Here is a 26,857-nt window from a genome sequence, read left to right as displayed (position 1 = left end):
AGATGAACTTGATTTTCTATAGAAATACTGTATAGTAATCTCAAATTTCATTGTTATGAAAACAAAAAATGCAAAGAATTTTACTTACGTAGTAACATTTGCTCTGGTATTTCCTTGGATACTGTTGCTCTTGAATTTAGTAGATGGACCGTACTCAGGTCATCAAAATATTTGGCCGCAATCTCTAAGCGAGGTTGGAGCAATACTTTTGGTAAGTATTGCAATGCTATTATTTTTCACCAGCGTATCTTATTATGGTATTGAAAAAAATCACCAATTTTTAAATAGAAATTATAAAGAAAGCTCTATTTGGAACAGATTGGTATCCTTTTTTTCTAGCATTGCCAAGGGTTTATCATTCGTAGTGATGTTCTTTTTGCCGATTATAGTTTGTTCGAATATGGGTACTTCATTTAGTGCAGGAGAGATGCGATTAATTCAAGTTTCAATTGGCTGCATATTTTTCGAGCTCGTCTTCTTCATGAGTGACTGGTCCAAATTTGTTGTTCCAGAAAGAAAGATTGTATTACGTCATACAGATCATAAATTACTGTATCCGGGAGACGTCTATAGTATTTGGCCCTGGGCACCTGATGTGTATACCGTTATACCTTCGGAAATGTCGATTTTGGTGAATAATATAGATATCACACTCAAAAATGACATCAAAATTACTGGGGCTAATTTTCACATGATCATCAATACACAAAAAATGATTCGAGATAATGTGAAAAAATTGTATCTTTCAAAGGAATGTACTGAAGAGTTTACTGAATTAGTGAAAACTTTTATAAAGCGAAATTTACTATCGCAAGAAAGAAATGTAACCTTTGATCAATTTGCTCTCCAAACCAAGAAAAGTATTCATATCTCGATGAAATTAGATGATTGGGTTGTGCCGCTAATCTGTGCGTCAACTCCATCATTTGTTATCAAACAGGTATAGTAAAAACCCACATATGTGGGTTTTATTTTTTGCACATGCATCTCTAGAATATATTTCTATATAGGGTACAATGTAGGCATGAAAGAAAAACTACCTAGAGGGCTCGCGATCGGTATCGTAGTTTTTATTATTGGGGCTGCATTTTTAGGACGATATTTTGAAATGCGAAAAACTAATACACTACCTGATGTTATTCCTCCAAAAACAGAGATAACCACGTTTGCGGACTGTGCTCTTGCTGGCCATCCTATCCTCGAATCATATCCAGAGCAATGCGTGACTCCTGATGGTACGCATTTCATCAATGTTGATCAATTAAACACTCAATAATAAGTAAGTAATGGAAAACTTTAAAGAGTGGCAAAATATTGCTACAGTTTCTGAGAAGCAAGAGTCCAGAAAGGAACGTATCAAGCGATGGGCAACGTTTACATAGATATAAAAAATAAAAATAAATAACATGCAAAATACTTCAAAAATAAATAAAGGGCTCATTGTGGCCGTGCTGGTGCTTCTAGGTATTATCATCTGGCTTATTACTGAGAAAAAAGAAGAAGGATATGTAGATAAAAATTTAATATTGCCTGGACAAATTGAAACAAGCAATACAGCTGATCCTAGTATTGAATCGATTCCTGACGGATGGCTCAAGTCGCCTACATTTGGTTTCTATTATCCCCAAGAGATGAATATTATTGAATATTATTCAGATACAAGTGCTGTTCCTATGGATCCGCAGGCGCTTACTGCAGATGCAATTCCTACTTTTCGAGGAACCATGCCACCTGATCATGATATGGTAATTATCTGGGGTGACCATTGGGGCAATCCGCCAGCTTGGTCAGCATGTACCCTAGATCAATACGGACCATTCGTCCCGGGGGTCTCTGCGTTTACATGTCTCAATGGTTACCGGACATGGGTTGCACATACGAGCGCTCGAAACTCGATATCGAGTGAAGATTTGAAAGTATTTGGAGATTTCGTTATTAAAAATCAGTAGTCGAAATTATTAGTTTAATTTATAAGTAGTTAGTTTTAAATAGTCGTATACTATTTACTACTCACTGTTTACTATATATATGATCCCAGTAAATTATGTAGCGATATTAGTGTGTGGACTTGTAGGAATGTTTATAGGTTTCCTGTGGCATTCAAAAATCCTTTTTGGAGTAGCATTCATGGAAGCTTCTGGTATGGATATGAACATGCCACCAGAGAAAATGAAAGAGATTCAGAAAGGTATGTGGAAATTATATCTCACGCAGTTTGTGCTCTTGTTGATCGAGTTATATGTCCTCTCTCATATTATTGTGATGGGTATGGCATACTTTGGCACAACTGGAGCTATGTCAGGTGTTTCAACAGCGTTTTGGGTGTGGCTAGGATTTGCAATGCCACTATCTGCTAGTGGTGCCATGTGGAGCAATCGCCCTCGCAAAATGGCATGGAGATTATTCTTTATCAATGCTGGCTATATGCTCGTGTCACTTTTGATTTTCGGTGCGATATTGGGTGCATGGATGTAAAAATTGTAACTAATAAATAGTAACAGACGAAAAGCAGAGAGCGATCTTTGCTTTTTGATTTATGATTGTGGTTTCTAGTAGTACGTAGTATAGTTTGAAAAATCTGTACTCATGAACAATCTATCTATTGGTGTAACAGTTGATAAATCAAATGCCACCAAAAATGCAATGCCACCTATTCCGGCTTTTCCAGAGGATTCATTCGTGTTTAATTTCACGAGTAGAATTGAAAAATGGGATGGGAACTTGAAACAAAAATTCGGTGCAAATCTCGAAAGGTATATCAATTTAATTTATGCAGCAGTAATATTTTTGTTCGGTTTTGCAGTAGGAGCAAGTGAAATTCTTTTTTAGATATCAAATTTATTGAAAATAATAAACGGTCTTTTAAGACCGTTTTTGCTATAGTAGAGGAATGAAAAGCAAAGAAAAAATCCGTTGTGCATGGGTGGAGGACGACCTGAGAATGCAGGAATATCACGATACGGTTTGGGGAGTACCGAAGAGAAAAGATCAAGATATTTTCGAAGCCATCGTGCTCGATACGCATCAGGCGGGTTTGTCATGGAAATGTATACTCCACAAAAGAGATAATTTTGCTAAAGCTTTCCATGATTTTGATGCGACTAAAGTTGCTCAGATGGGGAAGCGTGATGTTACTAAGCTTATGCAAAATGCCGGCATTATCCGCAATCGTCTGAAAATAGAATCAACGATTACCAATGCTAAAAGTTTTCTAATTATTCAAAAAGAATTCGGTAGTTTTTCTAAATATATTTGGAGCTTTACTGGAGGCAAAACGATCCATCATTCTTTTAGTCCTAACAAAAAGCTTCCCCCGACATCGGCTATATCTGATGCAATGAGTATAGACTTGAAAAAGCGAGGATTCAAATTTGTCGGCTCGACCATTTGCTATGCATTCATGCAAGGCATCGGCATGGTGCACGATCATACAACGAATTGTTTCCGGTATAAATCTAGGTAACGTTTTTTTGAGAATCCTGTCTTCATAAAGATATAAACTCCGACACTTAATTTATTATTGTCAATTTTACAGTTAGGTTACAGGTGGTATACTACCGGGATGAAAACACACACTAGAGCTTCTATGCTCGTCAGTACGCTTAGTATTATCAGCTTATTTTACGCATCGAGTATCTTTGCGGCATTACCAGAAACAGAAATTTCATCAGATGGATTGAAGGCTCCGACAACAACTGCACTCCCAAAGACTTCTGGATACCTTACCTATATCGTTGATAATCTCGTTAGTGATATCGGTACTAAAAGTATTCCTGATACTGACACTGAATCATTTTGTAGTGCGATCGATAGTACATTTTTGGGAGCTAGTGAGGCCGACCGATCTAGTTTTGCTTGGAATGTCGATAGCTATAGTGTTCTAGCAACTCCAGCCGACGAAGTGTCACAAGTGCAGAAAGATTTGTACACCAAGGAACGTGCCTTGCAAATGGCTATGTCTAGTGAACTTGATCTTATAGGCAATAGTGATGTTGCCCAAAGCCGTCTAAAAACCATTTTCCGTTCAGTATTAGTTGAAGTTATCCATGAACTCGGTAAATCTGCAGGTCCAGATATGAATAGAGTTGAGAATTTAATTGCGTTCAACGCACGAGTACTCTCGTGTTTGCGTGGACTACCTGGAGTTAGTGCTGATAGTCACTTCCAAAACATCCAAGCATCATTCGCTAGTTTTAAGACTAACTGGGATGAAAATAAAAGTTACGTAGCCCAAGGTGACCAAGCGCCAGAAGCAGCTGATCTTTCTCTCACTATTAACCGAAGTGAACTCGGGCCTACAACTTTGGAAACTGTCCGAATTGATCGTGCCACAAGTGTAGCAACACTTGAAGATCTCAAACTTTATGCTGAAACATTAATGAGAGACAATGATCGAATCAAAAAGATTGTCATGAATAAAGATATGACCGAAATATCCTATGCAGCCAACGCTAAGTTCCTCGGTTTTGCAAAGACGTATGTGATCCAGCGGATTATTGTCGACAATACCAACAATGGTGTCGAAGTGCGAGCACCATGGTATAAGTTTTTAATGAAGAAAAGTCCAACATACAAAACAAGCGATAGTCTCCGAGATTCTGTTGCAGAGCTGAAAGAAGGCACTATAAACGTAGGATCATTTGATTCAATAAGTGCATTTGTCGCACATGAGGCTATGCTCCTCGAATCAGTCGCAGCACAATTATTAGATAATGCTGTGGAAACACCTGTGACTTCAGCAACCGAAGAACTCTAGTCTATATGGCACAATTACCAAAGCGGGAGGCATTGCGATTTGGCTGGCAGGCATTTAAAAAGGAATATTTGTTCTACATAATTTTCTGTGTACTTTTATTTGGGATCACGATCGTATTTCAAAACGCACAAAAGGCTACTGAACATTCAATGCCACTTTTGGCTGCTGTCTTTTCCATCTCTAGTGTGTTGTACCAAATAGTACTCAGTGTAGGAATTATCTACGTCACGATAAAAGTTGTCCGTGGCAGCGAGCCTCATTCGAGTGATATTTTGCGTTCAGTGAGAATGATTCTTCGCTATTTGGCTGTATCGATACTCTACGGTGCGATCGTAATCCTCGGTCTTATTTTATTTATTATTCCAGGTATCATATGGGCGATCAAATTCTCATTTGCAAAATACCTCGTTATCGATAAAGACGACCTCTCGATTCGAGATGCTTTCCGCGAGAGTGCACGAATGACGAAAGGCGTAAAAGGGGAACTATGGCTCTTTATGATTATGATTGCAGGTATCAATATTTTGGGTGCAATAGCGCTCGGTGTAGGATTGCTTATCTCTATTCCTGTGTCGATTATTGCATTGTCATACATGTACGTTGAACTTGCTAAGCGTTTGGAACCAGTGGTTGAAGTCACAAAACCAATAGTACCAATCCAATCTAGCGAAAATCAAACTCCTAAAAGTTTATAACTACAAATTTGAAAAAGCTGGCATATATGGTATGCTAGCTTTTGAATTTTCATTTTTAAAATAAAATCACCTACCATACATGGAACACGAATATCAAAAAATTGCACAGCAGATATCTTGCCTTTACCCCGATTTGCCAGAGAAAGTTCTCAGGGACTTTGCAAGATTACTTAGTGGAAACAAGGAACATATTTCCGTTATACGGTCCTCTGATCGTCCAATTGATTTTGATCACCAAGAAAGGGTTATTGGTTTTGGTAACGGTTTTGACTGGCTACATGAACCAAATCTAGCTCTGATATTGAATCCCTTTGACATTGATTCTATTGGACCACTCAAAACAGCCGGAAAAGTACTTACTGATAATCTAGAGAAAAGAGGTATCACACCTGAAGGAGGCTTAACTTTTATGGTTTCTTCTCCATATCGTGAAAGTGGTTCAGACTATAAGCATGCAATACTTAAAGCAGATGATTTAATTTGCTTGGGATATCAAGTTATAAAAGATAACTATCCTAAATTACTTGATATGGGATTGCAGTTTATTGCTGGAACTATGAACGAAAATGACCGTCATTTTCAACGGCTTGATATGACACAACTTCGGTATTTTCGTGAGAAAGGGTACGCACAGAGTGAGGATAATCCTATGACAGTATATCTCTTAAAAAGAAATGAGGAGCAGAGCAGTATGTTTGTTAACAAACATTTCGAAAGGGAAAAATACAGAAGAAATTTTTCAACTGAGATAATGGCTTTCAAATGCATGGATGGAAGAATAAATCTTTCACTTGCAACAGAAACTCCAGTTGGCATTATTCAACCCATAAGAAATGTGGGAGCGAAATTTAGTCTTGGATGGAAAGCACTTTACGATAAAGTAAAAGCATGGCTTCAGTATTCTCTCGGTCGTGACCGAGAAGCACTTGTTTTGGCGACATATCATTTCTCAGCTGAGAAACCTCATCTCGGTTGCGCTGGACACGATTATAATACAGAACAAGCAAAACAAAATGCCATTGCATTTGCGAAAGATGTTGATGATGTATTCGGATCAGGGAAGTTAAGTCCGATCAATAGTATCGTGATTGGCTTCAATACAGACGATGATTCTCTAATTATTTGGGACAAGTCTGGTAAAGAAAAATTTGAAGTCGCAAGTCTTCTCCCTTCTGTTAATAGTTATGAAGAACAAGTAAGAATTGGTGCTAAAGTAAATAATTAAAATATCTTATAAATTAAATTTCCCCCGACAAAATTTGTTGGGGGAATTTTTATTTTCTTAAAGCTAATTTCCTTTGGGAAGTTTTACTTATAGTTGCATTCATGATTTGTGCCATGACTTTATCTGGAATACCAAAATCAGAACTCATACTGTCTCCTTTGTTGATTAGTTTTAAAATTTTCTTTGCATTTCCGCATCCTGGCTCATTTTGATAGTCTTGGAAAGCGGCGCGAACTTTTGGTGCTTTGTTTACAACAAGATACACCGCTTCGTTAAATAGTGTATGTGAAAGACCGGTTATATTTTTATAATCACCGCCTTGTAGTTGCACAAGGTCAAGAATTTTCTGGGCATTAGCCAGAATGCGGCATTCTTTAAAAGCCGTTACTGCCGGATGTTTTTGTGCTGTCTTTGCCATATTTTTTAAGAATTTTGTTTTGTGTTAGTATATCGATTATTTCGTTTTGGTCAAGTACGAGAGGTATAGAAATACGATATACTATGCTTATGAAACTTGAGTTTGACGAAGCATATAAGAAATTAAATAAAGCTCAAAAGGAGGCTGTGGATTCGATCGAGGGACCAGTGATGGTGATCGCCGGCCCTGGTACTGGCAAAACCCAGGTACTGACGCTACGTATTGCAAATATTTTACAAAAAACTGATACGCCAGCTGATGGTATACTCTGCCTTACCTTTACCAATTCTGGTGTCCGAGCTATGCGAGAGCGTTTGCTCCGCTTGATTGGCCCTGATGGGTCACGCGTAAAAATATCTACATTCCATAGCTTTGCAAGCGGTGTGTTGGATGAATTCTATGAGGCACTAGGTCTATCTCAGGCGCCCAAGCTTATTGATGATCGCGATGCGGTTATTTTAATTGATGAGTTACTCGAAGGAAATGATTGGGAATATTTGCGCCCTCGCTCCGGTGGAGCTAATAATTTTAAAGATCTAAAATCACTTATATCGCTCGCTAAGCGAGAGCGTATGGCTCCAAAAGATTTATTAGAGTCTATCGATCAAGAAATCCAATCTTTCAAAACTAATCCAGAACATATTTCTTCACGCGGGGCAACAAAAGGCGAGCTGAAAAAAGAAACTGCAGAAAAAATTATACGTCTACAACGGACAAAAGAGGCGGCGAGTTTTTATAGTTTGTATGAAAAAACAAAAGCAGAACGGAGCCTTGCTGATTATGATGACATACTTGAATATTTGGTCAGGCTCGTACAGATTTCATCAGATGCCAAAGATAGCATTCGCGAGCGATATTTATATGTTCTAGTCGATGAGCATCAGGATTCTTCTGGTGTACAGAATGAATTTCTCGCTGAAGTATGGGGCTCTGTCGAGAAACCAAACGTATTTGTCGTGGGTGATGATCGTCAACTCATTTATGGTTTTGGGGGAGCATCACTATCACATTTTGAAAACTTTGGAACTGTTTTTAATGGAGCAAAAGTTATTCCGCTTGTAGAAAATTATAGATCGACTACTGAAATTTTAACTGTTGCAGATCATATACTTAAGAGTAGTATTGTCACAAGCAAATTGCAAAGCCAGAGTAAGGAGCATCATTCTATAGAGCTTGTCGAAGCTGCTTTCCCTCGTGATGAGATACTTGCGGCCGGACTTGCGATAAAGAAAAAGATTGAAGATGGTGTTTCGCCTGAGCAATGCGTAGTACTAGTGCCCAAAAATGCACAGGTACGAAGCGCAATTCCAATACTTTTAGATCTAGGACTACCTGTTGCCGCCGGGAACAACAAACATTTCTTTTTAGCTTCTGAAACTCAGTCACTCGTAAAGCTTCTTCGGGTTATTATTGCTCCGTTTAGTACAGATGCAGTTGCATCTGTACTACTTGATCCGATTTCTGGTGTGCCTGTTATGATGGCGCACAAGTTTTTGAAAGAGCATGGCAACAAAATTTCAGTCGAGAAATTCGTACAAGGTGAAGATGAAATAAAAATATTTGGTGATGTACTGCTTGAGCTTATTGGTGAAAAGAGAGACCTCTATTCATTTATCCAAGTCCTTGGCGAGAAATTTTTCTTTAGCCACGCAAGCACCACTGAATCATTGCTCCAAAAAATCGAAATAGTGAGGACCTTTTTACATCTTGCGCTTGCGCAAATGGAGAAGGATCCAGAGATTAGTCTTAAGGAATTCGTCACTTTTATAGATCGGCTTGCGTCGTATGGTCAAGATATCCCATTGGCTGTTTTTTCTGCTACGAGTGGTGTGCGAGTGATGACATTGCATGCTTCAAAAGGTTTGGAGTTCGACTTTGTATGGATTGCGCATCTCGATGAAGCTTCGCTCATGAAAGGCAAACAAATGGGTTTTACATTACCAGAAAAACTTTCAGAAAAAGTTTCGAAAAAGGATGAGCTGACAGCGCGACGTGAGCTCTATGTGGCACTTACTCGAGGCAAGCGATTTGCAACATTCTCATATGCGGTATCTGGATACACGGGAGGTGATCAGGAGCTTGCAAAAATCATTGCCATGCTACCGCAAGAATTGCTCCAAAAAACAACAGCACAAGAAACAGAAAAACAAATTCTAGACCATGACCCAAAGGCATACGTGGCGAGCGAACCCATACGAGAAGAAAAAAATGCAATAGAAGAAGTGCGACAGCTGGTGCGTTCTGAAGCTTTCCCGATGAAACTAGCTGTTACGCATTTGAATAATTTTTTCAGCTGTCCATGGATGTGGTATTTCAGAAATTTTTTGCGACTACCGGAAGCCAAGAGTGAGAGTCTTGATTTTGGTAATCTTATCCACGCATGCCTCAATCATTATTTCAAAAAACCATCAGTTGCAGATGATATTCCTGCATTAGTAGATCAGGAAATTGAGAGGATGAAGCTCTTTGACGAGAGAATCGTGGCGCGTTTCAAAAAAGATGCAGTTACATGGTTGCCACAGTTACTCCTCGTTGAGTATAAAAAGTTTAGCGAGAATACAAGGACGGAGGTGCCTTTGGTGTACCAAGATTCTGAGCTCACAAATATAGCAATAACAGGCAAGATCGATCTTGTAGAATTACTTGATGATGAGACGATCCAAGTTACTGACTTCAAGACTGGGCGAGCATATGCTAAGCGTGATATTGAGAAGCGGGATGAAGAGGGGCGGCTTGGCGATAAGCTTCGACAACTTGCAATGTATGCCTACCTCATCAGCCATCAGAAAGACCAAAAAGTGATTTCAAATTCACGCCTTGTATTTATAGAATCCGCTGCCGATGATAAAAACAGGTTCTATGAAACAAAGATTACGAATGCAGAAATCGAGCTTCTGAAGAAGGATATTTATGATTTTGTCGAAGCATTGGAATCCGGTGAGTGGGTAAATCGTCCATGTTACAACCAAAAATTCGGCCAGAAAGAATGTATGTACTGTAAACTAAAGGAACTTGTAAAATAATATGAAAACTTTCTCACAACGCGTTGTCGAAGCTGCACTCCTTATTCCCAAAGGCAAAGTGACGACATATGGAGCAATAGCGAAGGCTTGTGGTGGAGGCGGACAAGCAGCTCGAAGCATTACGGCAATACTAGGTAAATATGAAGAAGAGAGAAAGCGAACCCGCCAAAAAGGCGGGCAAGTTCCATTTCATCGGATTGTCTATACTGACGGTAAAGTGTGGACGAATGAAGAGTATCGAGTAAAACGTTTAGCACTGTATGAACAAGAGGGAATCAAAGTTGACTCAAAGACTGGTAAAATTGAAAATTTTGAGAAAATCTTTTTTATGTTTAAGTAGAAATATATTTAATTTTTAAATTTCATAAATTAAAAATTTCTCATCTCACAAACTCGCATGCCAGTTTTTACCATAGAAATGCTCAAACAGTGTTCGTTTCGAAATTTTTAATTTATTACATTCTGTGGATATATTTCTATGGATCAAGGCGGCTTGGGAGATTATTGATGTCTATTATTTCTTCTTGCTCTCGCGGTCCATTGTCGAGCCAGCCTATGTAGTAGCCCCCAATGAGTAATATAAGACAAGCAATAATGATATAGATCGTCGTTTTTGACATAGAGTTATTTTATCACATCTTCGCAAAAATGGCCTGTTTTTGCTATACTTTCCGTTATGGTAACGTATAAATATATCCATGAACATAAGGTTGAATATGATACCGAAGACGCTCATATCAAGAGCGGGCTTACATATTTGCTAAGTAAAATCGAGCCACTTGAAGCTAAAGTCTACTTTAACCAAGCACATGACAAGAAATCTGCCCAATTTGAAGATGACGATAATCATCAGTTTACACTGATGTATAAAGGCAATTATGTGTACATACTACTTAGTCGAAAATAAATTATATGGGAAAAGATATACGAATAAATACAACAGAAGAGGAGTCATTACTCAAAGCTCTTGAGACACGCAATGATGCAGAAGCACTTCGAATTAAACGATACCTATCAATGTTGGATCTTTCGCGTACAGCGACGAGTCCGCTATTTGAAATCGTAGAAAAGGTAAAGGCTATGCCGCTCCTTAAAGATTTTGACAACGTTATTATTCCTGAAATCGTCCCTGCAGATATCAGCTTTGATTTATTTAATTTTGCGCCTGACCATCCTGCTCGCAGTACTTCAGATACGTACTACGTAGATTCAAAAAATATTTTGCGCACGCATGATACAGTCATGTGGCATTACTACCTCACACTGCCTGAAGTGCAGGAGAAAATAAAAACTAAGGAACCAATAGGAGTTATTTGTTACGGTAAGGTGTATCGAAAAGATGAAATCGATCGCAAGCACATGAATATTTTCCATCAAATGGGAGGGCTATATCTTGTTGCTGACGAAAAGGAGTCACTTACGATTGATGATTTAAAAAATGCACTTTCCGACATAGTGCAAACAATGTTTGGTCCTGATGTTGTCTATCGTTTTAACCCAGATACATTTCCTTATACGGATCCATCACTTGAAGTTGAAGTACAAATCAATGGTGATTGGATAGAAATATTAGGAGGTGGCATGCCCAGGAAAGAAGTGCTCGCAAACTTTGGTATCCAAGGTTACCATGGCTGGGCCTTCGGATTTGGACTTGAACGACTCGCTATTATTGGTATGGAACTTCCAGATATTCGTTTGCTCTGGTCAGAGGATGATCGGGTCAAGAAACAGTTGAAGCTTGGTCAGAAATTCAAAGAGGTTAGTAAATACCCAGCAATTATTCGAGATATTTCTTTTATTGTCGATGCGGAAGCTTTTGCGCCGAACAATTATTTTGATCTCGTCCGTGATGTTGTAGGGGATTTAGCAGAAGAAATGGCACTTGTTGATGAATATGAAAATGCTGAGAAATTCGGCTCTGGTAAGAAAAGCTATGCCTACCGTATCACGTATCGATCACTCGATCGGACATTGACTGATGAAGAGATAAATAAAATGCACAAAACCCTCGAAGAAGAAACACAAAAGACATTCAACGCGACAATACGATAAGAGAAAAATAATTAATGCACCTCCATATTTCGTTTGTAGAACATGGACATGAAGTGCGCTAAACTTCTACTATGCGTCGTAAACACAAATCAATATATATATGGCTACTCGCTATCGTATTAGCTAGTGGTATGTTGTGGCTGGGTCAATATAACGAGAGACGTTTGGCAGACGAGAATAAGATAAATACGACTAATACGACTAATACAAATATTCCCGATACCAGTAGTGATACCAGTGATACCGAGATGCCGACAGAGGTACCAGTAGTAATCAATCCTGTGTTAGTCCCAATCGGTAGTGTTCTACCAGATGCTATTATTGCTTCTGGTATAGATAGTACTTTTGGCGGATTTGATACTGATACTAGTGCATTTACGACAGTTATTACCGATGGTGGTATCAAGGTACTTCATTATGCGCCTGGGACCAACGCAAACTATAGTAATTGGTATTTACCTGGCATGGGGATACTTGAATCTGAAATCAATCGTGATACTAATGGCACGACAAAACTAAAAGAAGCCGCGTGGACAACAGAGTTCAGTTATCGATTTTACGATAAATATGTTTCACTACTCAAAGCTTCTGGGGCGAAAGCTTTTCCGTCACTTAATGTATCTTCGCAGGTTGCGCCTGGGTTCGGCAGATTTGATCAAGCAAGTATTGATCTAGCAACAAAAGACAACCTCGCCATGATCGCAGATATGAAATCAAAAGGTGTTGCCATCATGGCTGTACAGCTTGGTGTTGAAAGCTATCTCAGTGGTTATGAGGATATTTTCCCAACAGTAGAAAACTATATACAAAGAGTTAAGCCGATTGCACTGGCGATCAAGACAGCATATCCCAATATTGATATATATATTCATCCAGCACCATATGATAAGTCAGGTAAAAGACTCAGTGAATGGAATGCTGCTCTTGCATTGCAGAATGATTTCTTTGATGGCACAATAATTTATTCTTGGCTTCAGGTTGACCCTAGTTGTGGAGGTACTGTCGATCAGCAGTTTTCCTGTATGAATAAAGTTTCAAAGACATTTATTGATACTACGTATCCGGCGCAAATTGCTGGAACACTCGCTGCATTCCCAGGTAAAAAGATTGCTATCAGTCAGTACAATATTAAGTTGGCGGGAGATTATGATACATCGTCTGACAACAATACGCTTTACCAAAATACTATGTTTCAAGCCATCCACACTGCTGATTTTATTTTAGGCGGCGTTGCTACGTATAATGCCTATCATAATAATCCAGTCACCGCTGCTACCTTTATGAATATGAGTGGAAGTGATAGGAATTTAATATCCAAATTCGATAAAGCAAGTGAAGATGTCGGCAATGTCAAAGAAACTGGTGGTATTGTAAAACGTGCATCATGGCAAGCACTCCATCTTTTAGAAGGACTTTTTGATGCCAAGCATCACTTACTCGCGCTTACCTATACAGTACAAGGCAGTATACCGGCTGATGTACGAGTGTATGGATTTACCAATGGCACTCAACAAGATTTAATTATTATCAATCGCTCAGGCGTTGCACTGCCACTTTCGTCAATCAAATTTACCAATGGTTTTGATTTCGGTGAGACTAGTTTTACTGCTGAGGCAATGTTAGCAAATTCACTAGGAGCGACCTATGGCGCAAAAGGTGATCAGAATACAACTACTTCTCAGATAGTACTTTCTGGTCCGAGTAGCTACGATTCTATTGCTTCAGTGATGATTGCACCGTATAGCATTGTGCGTATTCATATTCCAAACTAGGAGATAATAAACACTCTTTATACACTTGGAGAAGCCTGAAAAATTTGGTATACTTTACTTATAAGAATAGACAAAATATCCTTATAACCAAAGGACATTTTTAATTAATCTATGGCAGATAGCGACGCAAAAAAGAAAGGGTCATATGGAGCAGATTCGATCTCAGTTCTCGAAGGACTAGAGCCGGTGAGGAAGCGTCCAGGTATGTATATTGGTGGTACAGGACCAGAAGGTCTACACCACTTAGTCTGGGAAATTTTTGATAACTCTCGTGACGAGGCTATGGCCGGCCATGCAAATCGAATCGAAGTCGTACTCTTGCCGAACAACCGTATCCGCGTTGCAGATAACGGCCGAGGTATTCCAGTCGATATACATTCAAAAACAAAAGTTTCTGCACTTGAGACAGTCATGACAACACTCCATGCGGGAGGCAAATTCGGCGGTGATGAATCTGGCTACAAAGTTTCCGGTGGATTACACGGCGTGGGTGCGTCAGTTGTTAATGCGCTGTCGATCTATACAAAAGCGATCGTGCACCGCGATGGTGGAGTCCATGGACAAGAATACTCACAGGGCAAGAAAAAAGCAGCTGTCAAAAAAATCGCTTCATCAAAATTACACGGGACGATTATAACCTTTGAACCTGATCAGGAAATATTCAAAACTCTCCAGTTTGATTACAATACTATCGTCAACCATTTGCGCCAGCAGGCCTATTTGGTCAAAGGTCTCAAGATTACTGTGATCGATGCGAGGACGCTCGATATGCCAAAGCTTGATACAGATTCTGTATTTTATTTTAGTGAGCTTGCGCTAGAATTCCCGTCGATCTCTTTTTATTTCGAAGGTGGACTGGTATCACTTATTCGCTTCTACAACAAGCACCAGAAAGCCGTGCATAATACGATTTTCTATGTTGACAAAGAAGTTGATGACGTGGGTGTTGAGATTGCACTCCAGTACATCGATGACATCACGACCAAGATCGTACCATTTGCTAACAACATTTATACTCAAGAGGGTGGAACTCATATCACAGGATTTAAGACTGCACTAACGAGAATTTTAAATACGTACGGTAAGAAAAATAATATTATCAAAGAAGCAGACGGTGGCTTCACTGGGGAAGATGTCCTTGAAGGTTTGACAGCAGTTGTCTCGGTCAAGCTCCGTGAAATTCAGTTCGAAGGCCAGACCAAAGGTAAACTCGGTTCAGTTGAGGCGCAGGGTGCAGTAGCGACTGTTTTCGGCGATGCCTTTACTTCTTACCTCGAAGAGAATCCCGATGAAGCTAAGATGATCATTAACAAAGTCATCATAGCCGTCCGTGCTCGTAAAGCTGCCAAAGCTGCCAAAGATTCAGTACTTCGAAAAGGTGCACTCGAAGGCATGACACTCCCCGGTAAACTTTCTGATTGTGCCTCTGGTACCAAAGCTGAAGATGCAGAACTCTTTATCGTAGAGGGAGATTCTGCAGGCGGTACCGCCAAAATGGGACGTGACCGACGTACGCAGGCAATATTGCCGTTACGAGGAAAAATTCTCAACATTGAGCGCGCTCGTCTTGATCGCATGCTCGCATCTGAACAGATCAAAAATCTCGTTGTCGCTATGGGCACTGCGATTGGTGATACGTTCGACATAACCAAGCTTCGCTACCACAAGGTAATTATTGCAACCGATGCCGACGTTGACGGCGCACACATTCGCACTCTCATACTCACACTATTGTATCGATACTTCCGACCACTCCTCGATGCTGGGCATATATATATCGCACAGCCACCGCTCTATAAAATAAAAAAAGGCAAAGAAATTTTCTATGCGTATAATGAAGCCGAGAAAGTAGCTTTTGCGGGGAACGTTGGAGCGGAGCTCGATAGTGAAGAAAATGGGGAAGAAAGTATGGGTGATGAAGTAGTAGAAGAAGAGGAAGGCGATAAGCCAATCAAAGGTAGAACTCAGAAAATTCACGTGCAGCGCTATAAAGGTCTCGGCGAAATGAACGCAGAAGAGTTGTGGGAAACGACGATGGATTCGACACGAAGAATCTTGAAGCAAGTCACCATCGATGACGGAGAAGAGGCAGATAAAGTGTTCGATATGTTGATGGGCTCTGATGTCGCTCCTCGCAAATCATTTATTCAAACCCATGCCAAAATGGCAGAACTCGATATATAAAACCCCCTGTATAAATGCAGGGGGTTTGTTTAAGATATCTTTCTTCGCATCCATATGACTGCTCCAAGAATTATGCCTGTTACCGTGCTTATCATAAATAGAAAATCTTTATTGTCGTAAACAATTGTATACGTAAATATAAACGCAGCAAGATAAATGAAAACGCTAGAATGCATGCTGGTTCTTTGTGTTAAGCCGAATTCTTCCTTAAATAATTTTGATAAATAAAATGTAAGAGTTGCCATACCTAAAACAGACAGAAGATAGGCTCCTATTTCCAGTATTTTCATGAATTAAAATTTTCTTCTTTATAGCATTTTTTCTAAAACTTGCAAGCTTGATTGACTTTAGAGGTAATAAAGATTACGTTTAGGAAAATCCTTGCAAAATGAATAATCAAAACATATATGAAGCAATAGTTACCGGAGGTCCGTGCTCTGGAAAAACTACCTTACTATCCCTTATTCTACAGAAGTTGTCAGATAAAGGGGTCAAAGTTTTTGTCCGTGATGAGATTGCTACCCGTTTTATTTTAGGTGGCATTACTCCATGGGATAGGGAATTACATAATTCTGAATTTCAGAGGCAACTTCTTTTACACACACTTGAATCAGATGCACGTATTCGCACCATCATGTCGAAAACTACTGCTTCGAAAAAACTTATTATGTATGATCGAGGAGTCTTTGATGCATTGGCATACATTAAACCTGAGCTTTTTAATAAAATTTTGTTAGAAGAAAAATTAATTGCTGGGGAACTTATGGGTATGTCGGATGCAGTCATCTATCTGCAGACTGCAGCGTATGGTGCGGAAGCGTTTTATACAACAATAAATAACAAAGCCAGAACAGAGGCACTTGAGGATGCACGTCGCTTAGATGATTTGACACAAGATGCTTGGATAGGACATGAGCACATGAGTTGTATTACCAATGAAGGTAAAACCTTTGATCAGAAAATGACCGAAGGGTATCAAAAAATTTGTGACTTGCTAGGTATACCGGTACCGATAGAATCTGAGAGGAAATTTCTGATTAAACCTTTTTCACTAGAAGATGTTTCTGTTGCATACAAAGAAGTGCACATATTACAAACATACCTCACGACGACTGATGGTTCAGAAGAACGTGTTCGTAGACGTACGCTTGATGGTGGGTCAACATATTATTTCACCAGAAAAACATCAATTCCAGGCTCAAGTGATCGCTTTGAAATACAACACCGGATTCCAGAAAGAGATTATTATACATATATTGAAGAACGAGCAGATCATAATTATCGACCTATCCGTAAAAATCGTTACTGTTTCCTCTGGAACAATCAATACTTTGAGGTAGATAGATTTTTGGATGAGACAGATGAGTATCAACTTGAATGGGAGGGTACCGACCGTAATCATATATTACAGTTCCCGCCATTTATCAAAGTGATCAAGGAAGTCACTGAGGAGAAAAAATATGGCAACAAAGAACGAGCTAGAATCAGATAGTTTCTACTGAATCAAAAACCCCTGCATAGCAGGGGTTTTTATTATTTCATTTCTTTCTTGATGAGTGCCTTGAGTTCTTTGATTTGAGATTCTTTGTCATGAATCATTTTCATCCAGAACTTCTTAACCTCAGGAGATTTCTTGGCATCTTTCATGTAGTCATCTTTTATACGCCAGAGCGATACGTGCTCGACGGTTACTTGCATCATCAAATTGTATACATTATTTTCAAACATGGGGTAGTAAATAGTGACTAGTAATTAGTAAATAGAAAAGTGTGACGAGCACATTCCTAATTTAATGAACGGTTTTTGACCTCTCCATTAAGCATTTCAATAAAGATTGCAAGTGTTTGCTCATCTTTTGTTCCGTCACGCTTTTCGATGGTGAGGTTTCCTGAAGACATTTCTTTATCACCGATCACAATGACGTACGGGATTTTCTGTCCTTTTGCAGCATGGATGCGTTTGCCGAGGCTGTCATTAGCATCATACATTTTTGCCCGAATGCCGGATTCTTCAAGATCTGTTTCAACTTTCTTTGCATACTCTATATGATTTTCGCGAACGGGAATAATTGCGACTTGTACTGGTGAGAGCCAGGTTGGGAATGATCCGCCGAGATGTTCGATCATGATCATCATAAATCGCTCGATAGAGCCCATGATTGCACAGTGAATCATGACGACATTTTCTTTCTCACCTTTTTCATTTGTAAACGTGAGACCGAAGTTTTTTGGTTGGACGAAATCTATCTGGATTGTACCCACTTGGTGTTCTCGCCCAAGTGAATCTTTGCCGAGGAAATCTATTTTTGGTCCATAAAATGCTGCTTCTCCTTTGCCATCTATCGCGACAGCATTTTTCTTCTCGATGAGATCTTTGAGCGCTCCTTCAGCTTTTTCCCACGTTTCTTTTGTGCCTAGATATTTTTCAAAATTATCAGGATCATGTCGAGATAGTCGTGGTGTGAGCTCAAAGCCGAATGCACCATAGAATTTTTCAATAATATCCCAAATCTTTAATGATTCTTCCTCGATCTGGCTTTCACGGCAAAAAACGTGAGCATCATCTTGGGTAATCGATATCACTCTCGACAGACCTGATAGTTCGCCTGATTGTTCATCTCGATATACCATTGTTGTTTCGCAATATCGCTGCGGCATATCACGATAGCTTCTTGGTTCAGAATCAAATATTTGCGTGTGATGAGGGCAGTTCATGGGCTTCATAGCAAAGAGTTTATTTTCCCGTGTATGAATTTTAAAAAGATCATCAGCATATTTTGCCCAATGCCCAGAGGTCTCATACAATTCTTTTTTCGTAATGTGCGGGATTGTTACTTTTTCGTACCCATACTTTTTTCGAAGACTCCAGACATAGTCATTGAGAAGCTCGCGCAACAGTGTGCCTTTGGGTGTCCATAATGGCAATCCTGGTCCAACAAGATCAGAGAATAAAAATAATCCGAGTTCTTTACCTAGTTTACGATGGTCGCGTTTCTTTGCTTCTTCTTGCATGGCGATATAACCATCGAGTTTTTCTTTTGATTCAAATGCAAGTCCATAAATGCGAGTAAGCATTTTATTTTTCTCATCGCCACGCCAATACGCTCCCGCAACTCGATCGAGCTTCCATGAACCTGGCACGATATCAGTATGTGGATGTTCAACATGGCCGCCGCGACAGAGATCAACAAATTCGCCAGCTGTATAGAATGTTAGCTGGTCGCCTTTTTGTGAGAATTCTTCTATGAGTTCGACTTTGTACTTATTCCATGCAAATTCTTTTTTGGCTTCGTCAGGTGTTACATCTCGCTTGGTGAATTCTTTCCATGTCATCAAGAGTTCGTTCATCTTTGCTTCGATCACAGGGAAGTCTTTTTCAGATATTGTCTCAGGCAAATCGAAATCTTGATAGAAGCCATTTTCTATTGCAGGGCCAATGGAATTTTGTGCATTGGGATAGAGTGTTCGTATTGATGCAGCCAAGAGATGGGCAAGGGTGTGACGGATTTGGTTTAATTTTTCTTCAGGCATAAGCCCAATAATACCATATGACAAATTCAGTTGTAGCTTGCATTTTCTGTAAAATAGCGTATAATTTATTTAATTTTCCTTAACCAAACCCATACGTTATGAAAAAACTTCCATTGATTATCTACTTTCCTGTGAAGCTTTATTTTTTCTTATTTCCATCACTTACAATGAAAATCAGACAGAAAAAACAGGAAATCAGAGATCTGGTAAAGATTCAGAATGAAAATGAATGTCGACCAGATCTCAATCAAAAAGAGATTGATGATTTATGCGAAGAGTTACTCGACCTCATTATTTCGAGTCGTTCGATGGCTCGTTTCAGGAAAAGATTAGAGTTCGTTGAGCAGTATACTTCACAGTCAGATACAAAAAGTAGAGTACAAATGTACCTCTCAATTCAGGAGAGTATTCAGGTCTCCGGAAGTTTCCAATAACTGAACATATAACCCAAACCCTAATCGGTTCGGGTTATATTTTTTTTATACCTTCGATGATGATACTCTTCTCATCATTTCTGATAGACACGCGGCCCTTGATGGCGACGCAGGTATCGATCACAAATAAGTCTCGGTGCTGTGCATACGTTTTTGAAAACACGACGGCCTCCATTGATCCTTCAAAGTCAGTGAGGGTTACAAAAAGCATCGTGTCATTATTTTTGGTCGTAACTGTTTTGATAGCAGTAATCATCGCGCCCAAAATAACCGGCATGCCATTTTTAATATCAGTTCTAATTTTGCCTATATGCATACCGCTTTGCTCGATTTGTGCGCGACAGCGTTCGAGTGGATGACCTGAGACATAGAGACCGAGCAGTTCTTTCTCCCAAAGCAATTTTTCTGCTTGTGTCGCAGTGTCACCGGGAACTAGTTCAAGACTACCGCCATCATAGCTCGTTAGTCCTCCGAACAATGAATCTTGTCCACGCATTTTTTCATTTTCCTTGTTGTATTCGAGCAACACTTCCATGTTCCGCATGAGTGTACCGCGCTCACCGAGCGTATCCATCGCACCGCACATGACGAGTGCCTCAAGTGATTTCTTGTTCAGGTTCTTGTGATGGACTCGATCGAGGAAATTCACGAGTGATGCAAATGCTCCATGCGCTTTGCGCTCGCCAATAATTGCCTTACCGATCTCTTCACCGAAATTTTTAATACTGCGAAGACCGAAGCGAATTGTGTTTGTTACCGATCCTTGTTCATCGAGTACGACAGTAAAGTCAGAGAAGCTCTCATTAATATCAGGTGGCAGTACAACAAAGCCCATGCGTTTACACTCAGCGATCACTTCTGCGATTCGCTCGAGGTCATCAGACTCGGCAGTCAATACTGCACTCATGTATTCTGCAGGGAAGTTAGCTTTCAAATACGCTGTTTGGTAGGCGACTTTGCCGTAACTTGCGGCATGAGCTTTGTTGAATCCGTAGCCTTGGAATGGTTCAAAGAGCTCCCAGATTTTCTCGGCATCTTTTTTTGACATGGCAGAATATTTTTGGCAGCCATCGACGAATTTGGTATGTTGCTTTGCCATTTCTTCTGGGATTTTTTTACCGACTGCTTTGCGGAATTTATCAACTGATTCCCAGTCATAGCCAGCGAGTTCGATCGCCGTGTAGAGGAGATCATCTTGATAGACCAAGAGTCCAAAACTTTTGTGCAAAAACTTTTCCATTTTCGGATGATAGTAAATCGTCTTATTCTTGCCATGCTTTCTCGCAATGTATTCATCGATCGTCGCCATTGGTCCTGGACGATAGAGTGCGACCATGACATTCAAGTCATCGATTGTCGTTGGTTCTAGTTTCTTGACGGCTTTTGTCATGCCGTCATTGCCGAGCTGGAAGACGCCAACAGTTTCACCACGGGCAAGCATTTCAAATGTTTTTTTGTCTTGCTTTGGCAGATCGTCGAGATCGATCTTTATACCTCTGATTTTCATGATGCGTTCGATGGCATCTCCTAAGATGGCTAAGTTTCTGATACCGAGAAAGTCGAGCTTGAGGAGTCCCGCTTCTTCGATCGTGTACATGTCGTACTGTGTGATGATTTTGCCGCCTTTGGGGTCAAACTGTATCGGGGTAAAATCTTCGATAGCCGAAGGTGCGATAACGACGCCTGCTGCGTGCACAGAGATATGTCGTGCACAGCCTTCCATTTTTTTTGCGAGATCAATAATTTCTTTTGTCTCACGCTCGTTGTCATACGCTGTTTGAAGTTCTGGTACGAGTTCCATGGCATGATCGATCGTCATAGGGAAACCTTGGCTACCCATCGGTATGAGTTTTGAGAGACGATCGCCGATGCTATATGGATAGCCGAGTGCACGTGCTACGTCACGCACTGAACCACGTGCCATCATGGTACCGAATGTTCCGATCTGAGCAACTTTATCTGCGCCATATTTTAATTTGGCATAATCGATCATTTCATCGCGTCTGTTGTCAGCTATATCCATATCGATATCAGGTGCCGATGGACGGTATGGGTTCAAGAATCTTTCAAATGGCAAATTGTATTCGATCGGATCAACCGTCGTGATGTAGTTAAGGTACGAGACCATTGATCCTGCGGCCGAGCCTCTCGTTGTGGTGACGATATTGTGCTCACGGGCGAATTTCAACAGATCGGCAACGACGAGGAAGTAGGGCGCGTAGCCTTTATTCTTGATAACGTCGAGTTCATACGCGATGCGTTCGAGTCGCTCTGGTGTCTTCTCGATATTGCGAGTCTCCATCCCGAGGTAGGTGAATTTAGACAGTTCGCTGTCATACGTGGTTCCCTCAGGGATTTCGTAGTTTGGGAAATACCAGTTTCCGAGTGAGAGCTCTATAGAAACGAGATCCACAACTTTTTGTGTATTCGCACAGGCTTCGGGCATGTCGTGGAATATTTTATAGGCTTCGTCTGAACTAATAAATGAATAGTCGCCAGACTTCATTGATATCTTATTACTTCCCACATCTGAGCCAGTGTTAATTGCTAGGAGTGTATCTTGTGCTTCCGCATCATCTTTGTGGAGGTAGTGCGAATCCCACGTACCGACGATCGGTAGATCGAGGTCTTGTGCGATTTGTTTGATAGTAGGCAACAGTGGTGTATACCAATCAACATCATCATGATGCATGACTTCGACGAACACATGCTCTTTCCCAAATATATCGATGTAGAAATGAAGGAGCTTCCTGGCTTCATCAATCTGATTATTTTTAACATGGTGAATGAAACGACTGGCAGGGCATCCTGTGAGGCATATAAGTCCGGAAGCATGTTCTTTGAGTAGATCATGATCCATGCGTGGCTTGTAGTAGTAGCCTTCGATGTTAGCTTTCGAGACGAGTCGCATGAGATTTTTGTAACCAGTTTCGTTTCGGGCAAGCAAAGTTAGATGATACCGTTTGGCATCAATGTTAGGATCTTTATCAAACCTCGTTCGCTCGGCGACATAGGCTTCGACGCCGATGATAGGTTTGATATTTTCTTTTTTGCAGGCTTTGTAGAATTCGATAGCACCGTACATGTTGCCATGATCGGTAAGTGCGAGTGCTTCCATACCATGTTCTTTTGCGCGGTTGACCAAATCATCTATCTTCGATAGCCCATCTAGGAGTGAGTAGTGAGAATGGGTATGGAGATGAGTAAATGGTTTCGACATAGGGCAAGTATAGCAGGCGATAGGATTGTTTGACAAAAAATTTGTTTCGTACTAAACTATTACTAATCTTTTAGTTTTTTACTGTTATCTGGCCGACGCATTGAGGGCCGAAAAACGAGATAACAGTTAGTATCCGTCCCTATTTACGGTAGGGGCGGATTTTTATTTTCCTTGACTTTTTTCATTAAATATTTTATTTTATTAAAAACGTTCTCCCATGGTAGACCAACAGGTAAGTCACGAATTAAAGGTAAAACCCTATACCGAACTACAAACGCAATTTATGATTTTAGCAGAGCAAAAAGGAATTGCTTTTGCTGAAAATACCTTAAGTTTTTCAAGTGAAGAGTGTACCATTCGTTATCCATTACCCCGTGATATTGATGATCTTGAATCCGGCCCAATATTTTGGGCAAATGTTTTGGATATTTTGGAAGATATGCAGACTGGTAAAAAAGATCTGATCCCACTATCAATGCTGGTTATCTCCAGAGTGCATAAAGAGTATGATGCACTAAGGCATGATGACATAGTTAATAAGTGGAGTGACCTGCCAATTTTTTTGCGAAAGAAAGAGCTTGATACAAATATTTATATTAAGCAAAAAAAATATGACGGTGAAAAGGAAAATTATATTGATATCATGTTTGAAGTCCAATTAGATAGTAACGTAGCTAGACGTTTGGATGACAGAGAGAGGGTATTAAGATATTTCCTTAATGAAAATCATCAAGGCTCGGTAAGTTCATACGATTTCCAGGCGTATCGATTGTTCTGTATAAGTTTAGAAATGTAATATATTCAATAGCCGTCTATACATACGGCTATTTTTATTCATTAAGTAATGTTTGCTATACTATATATACATGTTTCGCACGCTATTCAATAACCGATTCTTGCAGGCGAGCACCATTGTCTTTATTGGCTCGGTTGCGGCGAACTTCTTAAACTACGCATTCAACCTCGTCATGGGTAGGCTCTTGCCGCCAGAAATCTATGGTGAACTCGTCGCCCTGTTTACACTGTTAGTGATCGTCAGTGTTCCGGGAGGTACGATTTCGATGATCTTATCCAAATACACTGCTGATCATATTGCCAAAGGCGAAACTGATGCGGTTAGTGCGCTTCGTCGTGCGACGAGAGTGCCGATGTATTATCTCGGTGTTGGGAGCTTTATCCTCACGCTTATTCTCGCATTGCCGTTGTCGTCGTACTTGCATGTGCCTCTCGTGCCGATGCTTATCTTTAGTTTATTGCTACCGTTGTCATTTTTTACTGCGAGCAATAATGGTTTCTTGCAAGGCCTGCAAGCGTTCAAGGCACTTTCGATAAGTAATGTCATCAATGCACTTTTGAAATTCGCATTTTCAATTCTCTTTGTACTCATAGGCCTTTCGATCGGTGGCATTGTGTGTGCACTCATCATTGCGAGCTTGCTCGCATTTATCTATGGCTGGTTAATTTTGCGTCGTCGCATGCCACGTGCGGTTGTGCGTAGTACAGAGGCGAATTGGTATGATGTGTTTCGTGATAAGCGACACTACATCGGCTTTACCTTTTTAGCGACATTACTACTCGCGATTTTTGTGAATGTCGACACACTCTTGGCCAAGCACTATCTGGAACCATTTATGGCAGGTGAGTATGCCGCGCTTTCGGTGCTCGGCAAAATTATTACCTATGGTTCAGCGGCAGTACTCGTCGTGCTTTTCCCGATGACCTCTGCATCGCACACTGCTCGTGATGGCAAAACAGGCAAGCTTTTAGCACTATCACTTGCTATTGTGGGGCTTGCGAGCATCTTTCTTGTCGTGCTTTTCGGTACATTTCCGACCTATATTGTATCGCTCCTGTTTGGGTCCGAATACCTAGGCGGTGCGCCATACTTGGTTTATTTTGCGGGAGCTATGGGACTCTCATCTATGGCAACCGTTTTTATTCAGTATTTCTTGGCTACACATCACAAAACCTTCATCTATCCGTTATCTATACTAGCTCTTGCCGAAATTATTGGCATCAGTATTTTCCATACTAGTATTATCGCGATTGTGCTTGTGTCACTTGGTACAAGCGCGATTTTACTCATGTCATGTATTGTCCTCTACTTTTTAGAAAAAAATATCCGTTATGAATAAATCACTATCTATTATCATTCCTGTGTACAACGAGGCGGCGAATATTCGTCCTCTTATGGCGGCGTTACTACCGGTGCTAACTCAACTCTCAGCCTATACGTGTGAGATTATTTTTGTTGATGATGGCAGTAGTGATCGTAGTGTACAAGCGATCGAAGAGCTCATGGTAACGAATAGTCGTATCAAACTGATCGAATTCTCGAGGAATTTCGGCAAAGAATTGGCAACGACGGCAGGCATTCATGCAGCGACAGGGGATGCGGTTATCATGCTCGATGCAGATTTGCAGCATCCGCCAGAACTCATTCCAGAATTTATTGCAAAGTGGGAAGCTGGTGCAGAAATTGTGATCGGCATTAGACGTTCCAATACGAAAGAAGGTCTCATCAAACGGCTCGGCTCTAGACTCTACTATTCGATTTCAAATCTTATATCTGATACAGAAATTCTTTCGAATGCGACTGACTTCCGTCTGATCGACCGTGTCGTGATCGATGAGTTTAATAAATTCTCTGAGCGTGAGCGTATTACTCGAGGCCTCATTGACTGGCTGGGTTTTCGCCGAGATACAGTTCCATTTATCGCACCAGAGCGACGATCAGGTGCTGCGAGCTACAATTTCTCCAAGCTTTTAGGACTTGCGATTAAGAGCTTCGTTTCGCATAGTTTATTTCCACTCAAACTTGCAGGCTATGCCGGAGTCCTCATCATCGTCTTCTCTTTGCCGTTTGGTATTTTCATGTTTTTGTCTCGCTACATATTTACAAATTTTTATAATTTCTCTGGTACCGCCATACTCGCCGTTATCCTGCTATTCTTGATCGGCATTGTGCTGTCATGTTTGGGACTCATCGCTCTCTATATCGCCAACATTCACACTGAAGTTATCAATCGACCGTTGTATGTAGTCAGGAAGTCAAAGAGACAGTAAATTAGTAAATAGTGAACAGTAAATAGATATGGAAATAAAATCCTATAAAGATCTCATAGTTTGGCAGAAGGGTATTGATCTTGTAAATGAAATATATGTCATGACAAAAAAATTTCCTAAAAGTGAGCAATTTTCTCTAACTTCACAGATGCTTCGTGCAGCGATTTCTATTCCATCAAATATTGCTGAAGGTTGGTCACGTAATTATCAGACAGAATTTGGAAGATTTTTATCAATAGCGATTGCTTCGGCTGCAGAACTTGAAACCCAAGTAATTATTGCAAAAAGACAGTATCCAGAAATTTCATATATGAAAGCTGAATCATTAGTATTTGAAATTCAGAAAATGTTGCTTAGTCTTATTAAAACAACTAAGAAGTAGCTCTATTCACTATTCACTATTCACTATTTACTTTTATGACCTTCTATTCACTATTAACTATTCACTCTTTACTACTATGCGTATCTTAATGTTCAATTGG

The 26,857-nt window shown here is 40.2% G+C and carries 26 protein-coding genes; 21 read left to right on the top strand and 5 right to left on the bottom strand.

Annotation, left to right across the window (positions count from 1 at the left end; translation table 11 throughout):
* The first annotated feature begins 55 nt into the window (after positions 1-55).
* The 9 genes from IPF86_00475 (at position 56) to IPF86_00435 (ending at position 6,676) form a co-directional block, all read left to right on the top strand.
* On the top strand, positions 56-946 hold the full coding sequence (locus IPF86_00475; protein QQR50385.1) for a hypothetical protein: 891 nt from the start codon (positions 56-58) through the stop codon (positions 944-946).
* Between the two features lie 78 nt (positions 947-1,024).
* Positions 1,025-1,276, top strand: coding sequence for a hypothetical protein (locus IPF86_00470; GenBank protein ID QQR50384.1), 252 nt, complete (start codon positions 1,025-1,027; stop codon positions 1,274-1,276).
* Between the two features lie 130 nt (positions 1,277-1,406).
* Positions 1,407-1,949, top strand: coding sequence for a hypothetical protein (locus tag IPF86_00465; GenBank protein ID QQR50383.1), 543 nt, complete (start codon positions 1,407-1,409; stop codon positions 1,947-1,949).
* A 79-nt stretch (positions 1,950-2,028) separates the two neighbouring features.
* Positions 2,029-2,475: a DUF1761 domain-containing protein gene (locus IPF86_00460; protein QQR50382.1), complete on the top strand. Its 447-nt coding sequence runs from the start codon at positions 2,029-2,031 to the stop codon at positions 2,473-2,475.
* 111 nt (positions 2,476-2,586) lie between these two features.
* The gene (locus IPF86_00455; protein ID QQR50381.1) at positions 2,587-2,829 is read left to right on the top strand and encodes a hypothetical protein; all 243 of its coding nucleotides are present in this window, start codon (positions 2,587-2,589) and stop codon (positions 2,827-2,829) included.
* Between the two features lie 61 nt (positions 2,830-2,890).
* A complete protein-coding gene (locus IPF86_00450; GenBank protein ID QQR50380.1) occupies positions 2,891-3,463 on the top strand; it encodes a DNA-3-methyladenine glycosylase I in 573 nt (190 codons plus the stop codon).
* A gap of 99 nt (positions 3,464-3,562) precedes the next feature.
* The gene (locus tag IPF86_00445; protein QQR50379.1) at positions 3,563-4,756 is read left to right on the top strand and encodes a hypothetical protein; all 1,194 of its coding nucleotides are present in this window, start codon (positions 3,563-3,565) and stop codon (positions 4,754-4,756) included.
* Between the two features lie 5 nt (positions 4,757-4,761).
* On the top strand, positions 4,762-5,451 hold the full coding sequence (locus IPF86_00440; protein ID QQR50378.1) for a hypothetical protein: 690 nt from the start codon (positions 4,762-4,764) through the stop codon (positions 5,449-5,451).
* A 79-nt stretch (positions 5,452-5,530) separates the two neighbouring features.
* Complete coding sequence (locus IPF86_00435; protein QQR50377.1) at positions 5,531-6,676, top strand: hypothetical protein; 1,146 nt, start codon at positions 5,531-5,533, stop codon at positions 6,674-6,676.
* A 49-nt stretch (positions 6,677-6,725) separates the two neighbouring features.
* Here the strand turns inward: IPF86_00435 and IPF86_00430 are convergent, their stop codons facing one another.
* Positions 6,726-7,094 (bottom strand): hypothetical protein, encoded by a 369-nt coding sequence (locus tag IPF86_00430; protein QQR50376.1) that lies wholly within the window; start codon positions 7,092-7,094, stop codon positions 6,726-6,728.
* A gap of 89 nt (positions 7,095-7,183) precedes the next feature.
* On the opposite strand from IPF86_00430, the gene IPF86_00425 reads away from it, so the two are divergent.
* Both IPF86_00425 and IPF86_00420 read left to right on the top strand, forming a co-directional pair.
* Positions 7,184-10,117 carry an ATP-dependent helicase gene (locus IPF86_00425; GenBank protein ID QQR50375.1) on the top strand — a complete coding sequence of 978 codons (2,934 nt, stop codon included), beginning with the start codon at positions 7,184-7,186 and terminating at the stop codon, positions 10,115-10,117.
* 1 nt (position 10,118) lies between these two features.
* Positions 10,119-10,457, top strand: coding sequence for an MGMT family protein (locus IPF86_00420; protein ID QQR50374.1), 339 nt, complete (start codon positions 10,119-10,121; stop codon positions 10,455-10,457).
* 136 nt (positions 10,458-10,593) lie between these two features.
* On the opposite strand, the gene IPF86_00415 is transcribed toward IPF86_00420, so the two are convergent.
* Positions 10,594-10,737 (bottom strand): hypothetical protein, encoded by a 144-nt coding sequence (locus IPF86_00415; protein QQR50373.1) that lies wholly within the window; start codon positions 10,735-10,737, stop codon positions 10,594-10,596.
* A gap of 56 nt (positions 10,738-10,793) precedes the next feature.
* Between IPF86_00415 and IPF86_00410 the strand changes: the two genes are divergently transcribed.
* From IPF86_00410 to IPF86_00390, 5 genes are all read left to right on the top strand, one after another.
* A complete protein-coding gene (locus IPF86_00410) occupies positions 10,794-11,024 on the top strand; it encodes a hypothetical protein (GenBank protein ID QQR50372.1) in 231 nt (76 codons plus the stop codon).
* 5 nt (positions 11,025-11,029) lie between these two features.
* Complete coding sequence (locus IPF86_00405) at positions 11,030-12,169, top strand: hypothetical protein (GenBank protein ID QQR50371.1); 1,140 nt, start codon at positions 11,030-11,032, stop codon at positions 12,167-12,169.
* A 71-nt stretch (positions 12,170-12,240) separates the two neighbouring features.
* Positions 12,241-13,941: a hypothetical protein gene (locus IPF86_00400; protein QQR50370.1), complete on the top strand. Its 1,701-nt coding sequence runs from the start codon at positions 12,241-12,243 to the stop codon at positions 13,939-13,941.
* A gap of 111 nt (positions 13,942-14,052) precedes the next feature.
* On the top strand, positions 14,053-16,125 hold the full coding sequence (locus IPF86_00395; GenBank protein ID QQR50369.1) for a type IIA DNA topoisomerase subunit B: 2,073 nt from the start codon (positions 14,053-14,055) through the stop codon (positions 16,123-16,125).
* 388 nt (positions 16,126-16,513) lie between these two features.
* On the top strand, positions 16,514-17,617 hold the full coding sequence (locus IPF86_00390) for an AAA family ATPase (GenBank protein ID QQR50368.1): 1,104 nt from the start codon (positions 16,514-16,516) through the stop codon (positions 17,615-17,617).
* Positions 17,618-17,658: 41 nt separating this feature from the next.
* Here the strand turns inward: IPF86_00390 and IPF86_00385 are convergent, their stop codons facing one another.
* Both IPF86_00385 and IPF86_00380 read right to left on the bottom strand, forming a co-directional pair.
* The gene (locus IPF86_00385) at positions 17,659-17,853 is read right to left on the bottom strand and encodes a hypothetical protein (GenBank protein QQR50367.1); all 195 of its coding nucleotides are present in this window, start codon (positions 17,851-17,853) and stop codon (positions 17,659-17,661) included.
* Positions 17,854-17,909: 56 nt separating this feature from the next.
* Positions 17,910-19,655, bottom strand: coding sequence for a threonine--tRNA ligase (locus IPF86_00380; protein QQR50366.1), 1,746 nt, complete (start codon positions 19,653-19,655; stop codon positions 17,910-17,912).
* A gap of 98 nt (positions 19,656-19,753) precedes the next feature.
* On the opposite strand from IPF86_00380, the gene IPF86_00375 reads away from it, so the two are divergent.
* A complete protein-coding gene (locus IPF86_00375) occupies positions 19,754-20,089 on the top strand; it encodes a hypothetical protein (GenBank protein QQR50365.1) in 336 nt (111 codons plus the stop codon).
* Positions 20,090-20,123: 34 nt separating this feature from the next.
* Here the strand turns inward: IPF86_00375 and dnaE are convergent, their stop codons facing one another.
* The gene (gene dnaE, locus IPF86_00370) at positions 20,124-23,309 is read right to left on the bottom strand and encodes a DNA polymerase III subunit alpha (protein ID QQR50364.1); all 3,186 of its coding nucleotides are present in this window, start codon (positions 23,307-23,309) and stop codon (positions 20,124-20,126) included.
* A gap of 217 nt (positions 23,310-23,526) precedes the next feature.
* Between dnaE and IPF86_00365 the strand changes: the two genes are divergently transcribed.
* The 4 genes from IPF86_00365 to IPF86_00350 all read left to right on the top strand — a co-directional run bounded on the left by IPF86_00365 (position 23,527) and on the right by IPF86_00350 (position 26,757).
* Entirely contained in the window at positions 23,527-24,105 is a 579-nt protein-coding gene (locus IPF86_00365) for a hypothetical protein (protein ID QQR50363.1), read from the top strand.
* A 70-nt stretch (positions 24,106-24,175) separates the two neighbouring features.
* The gene (locus IPF86_00360; GenBank protein ID QQR50362.1) at positions 24,176-25,444 is read left to right on the top strand and encodes an oligosaccharide flippase family protein; all 1,269 of its coding nucleotides are present in this window, start codon (positions 24,176-24,178) and stop codon (positions 25,442-25,444) included.
* The gene (locus IPF86_00355; GenBank protein QQR50361.1) at positions 25,437-26,375 is read left to right on the top strand and encodes a glycosyltransferase family 2 protein; all 939 of its coding nucleotides are present in this window, start codon (positions 25,437-25,439) and stop codon (positions 26,373-26,375) included. Before IPF86_00360 ends, IPF86_00355 begins: the two co-directional genes overlap by 8 nt.
* Before the next feature lie 34 nt (positions 26,376-26,409).
* The gene (locus tag IPF86_00350) at positions 26,410-26,757 is read left to right on the top strand and encodes a four helix bundle protein (GenBank protein QQR50691.1); all 348 of its coding nucleotides are present in this window, start codon (positions 26,410-26,412) and stop codon (positions 26,755-26,757) included.
* Positions 26,758-26,857 lie beyond the last annotated feature (100 nt).

The organism is Candidatus Nomurabacteria bacterium (assembly GCA_016699085.1).
In the GTDB taxonomy this organism is placed as follows: domain Bacteria; phylum Patescibacteriota; class Minisyncoccia; order Phycocordibacterales; family UBA9973; genus CAZLWF01.
Note: the sequence above shows the minus strand (reverse complement) of the source record. Positions and strands in the feature narration are given on the sequence as shown.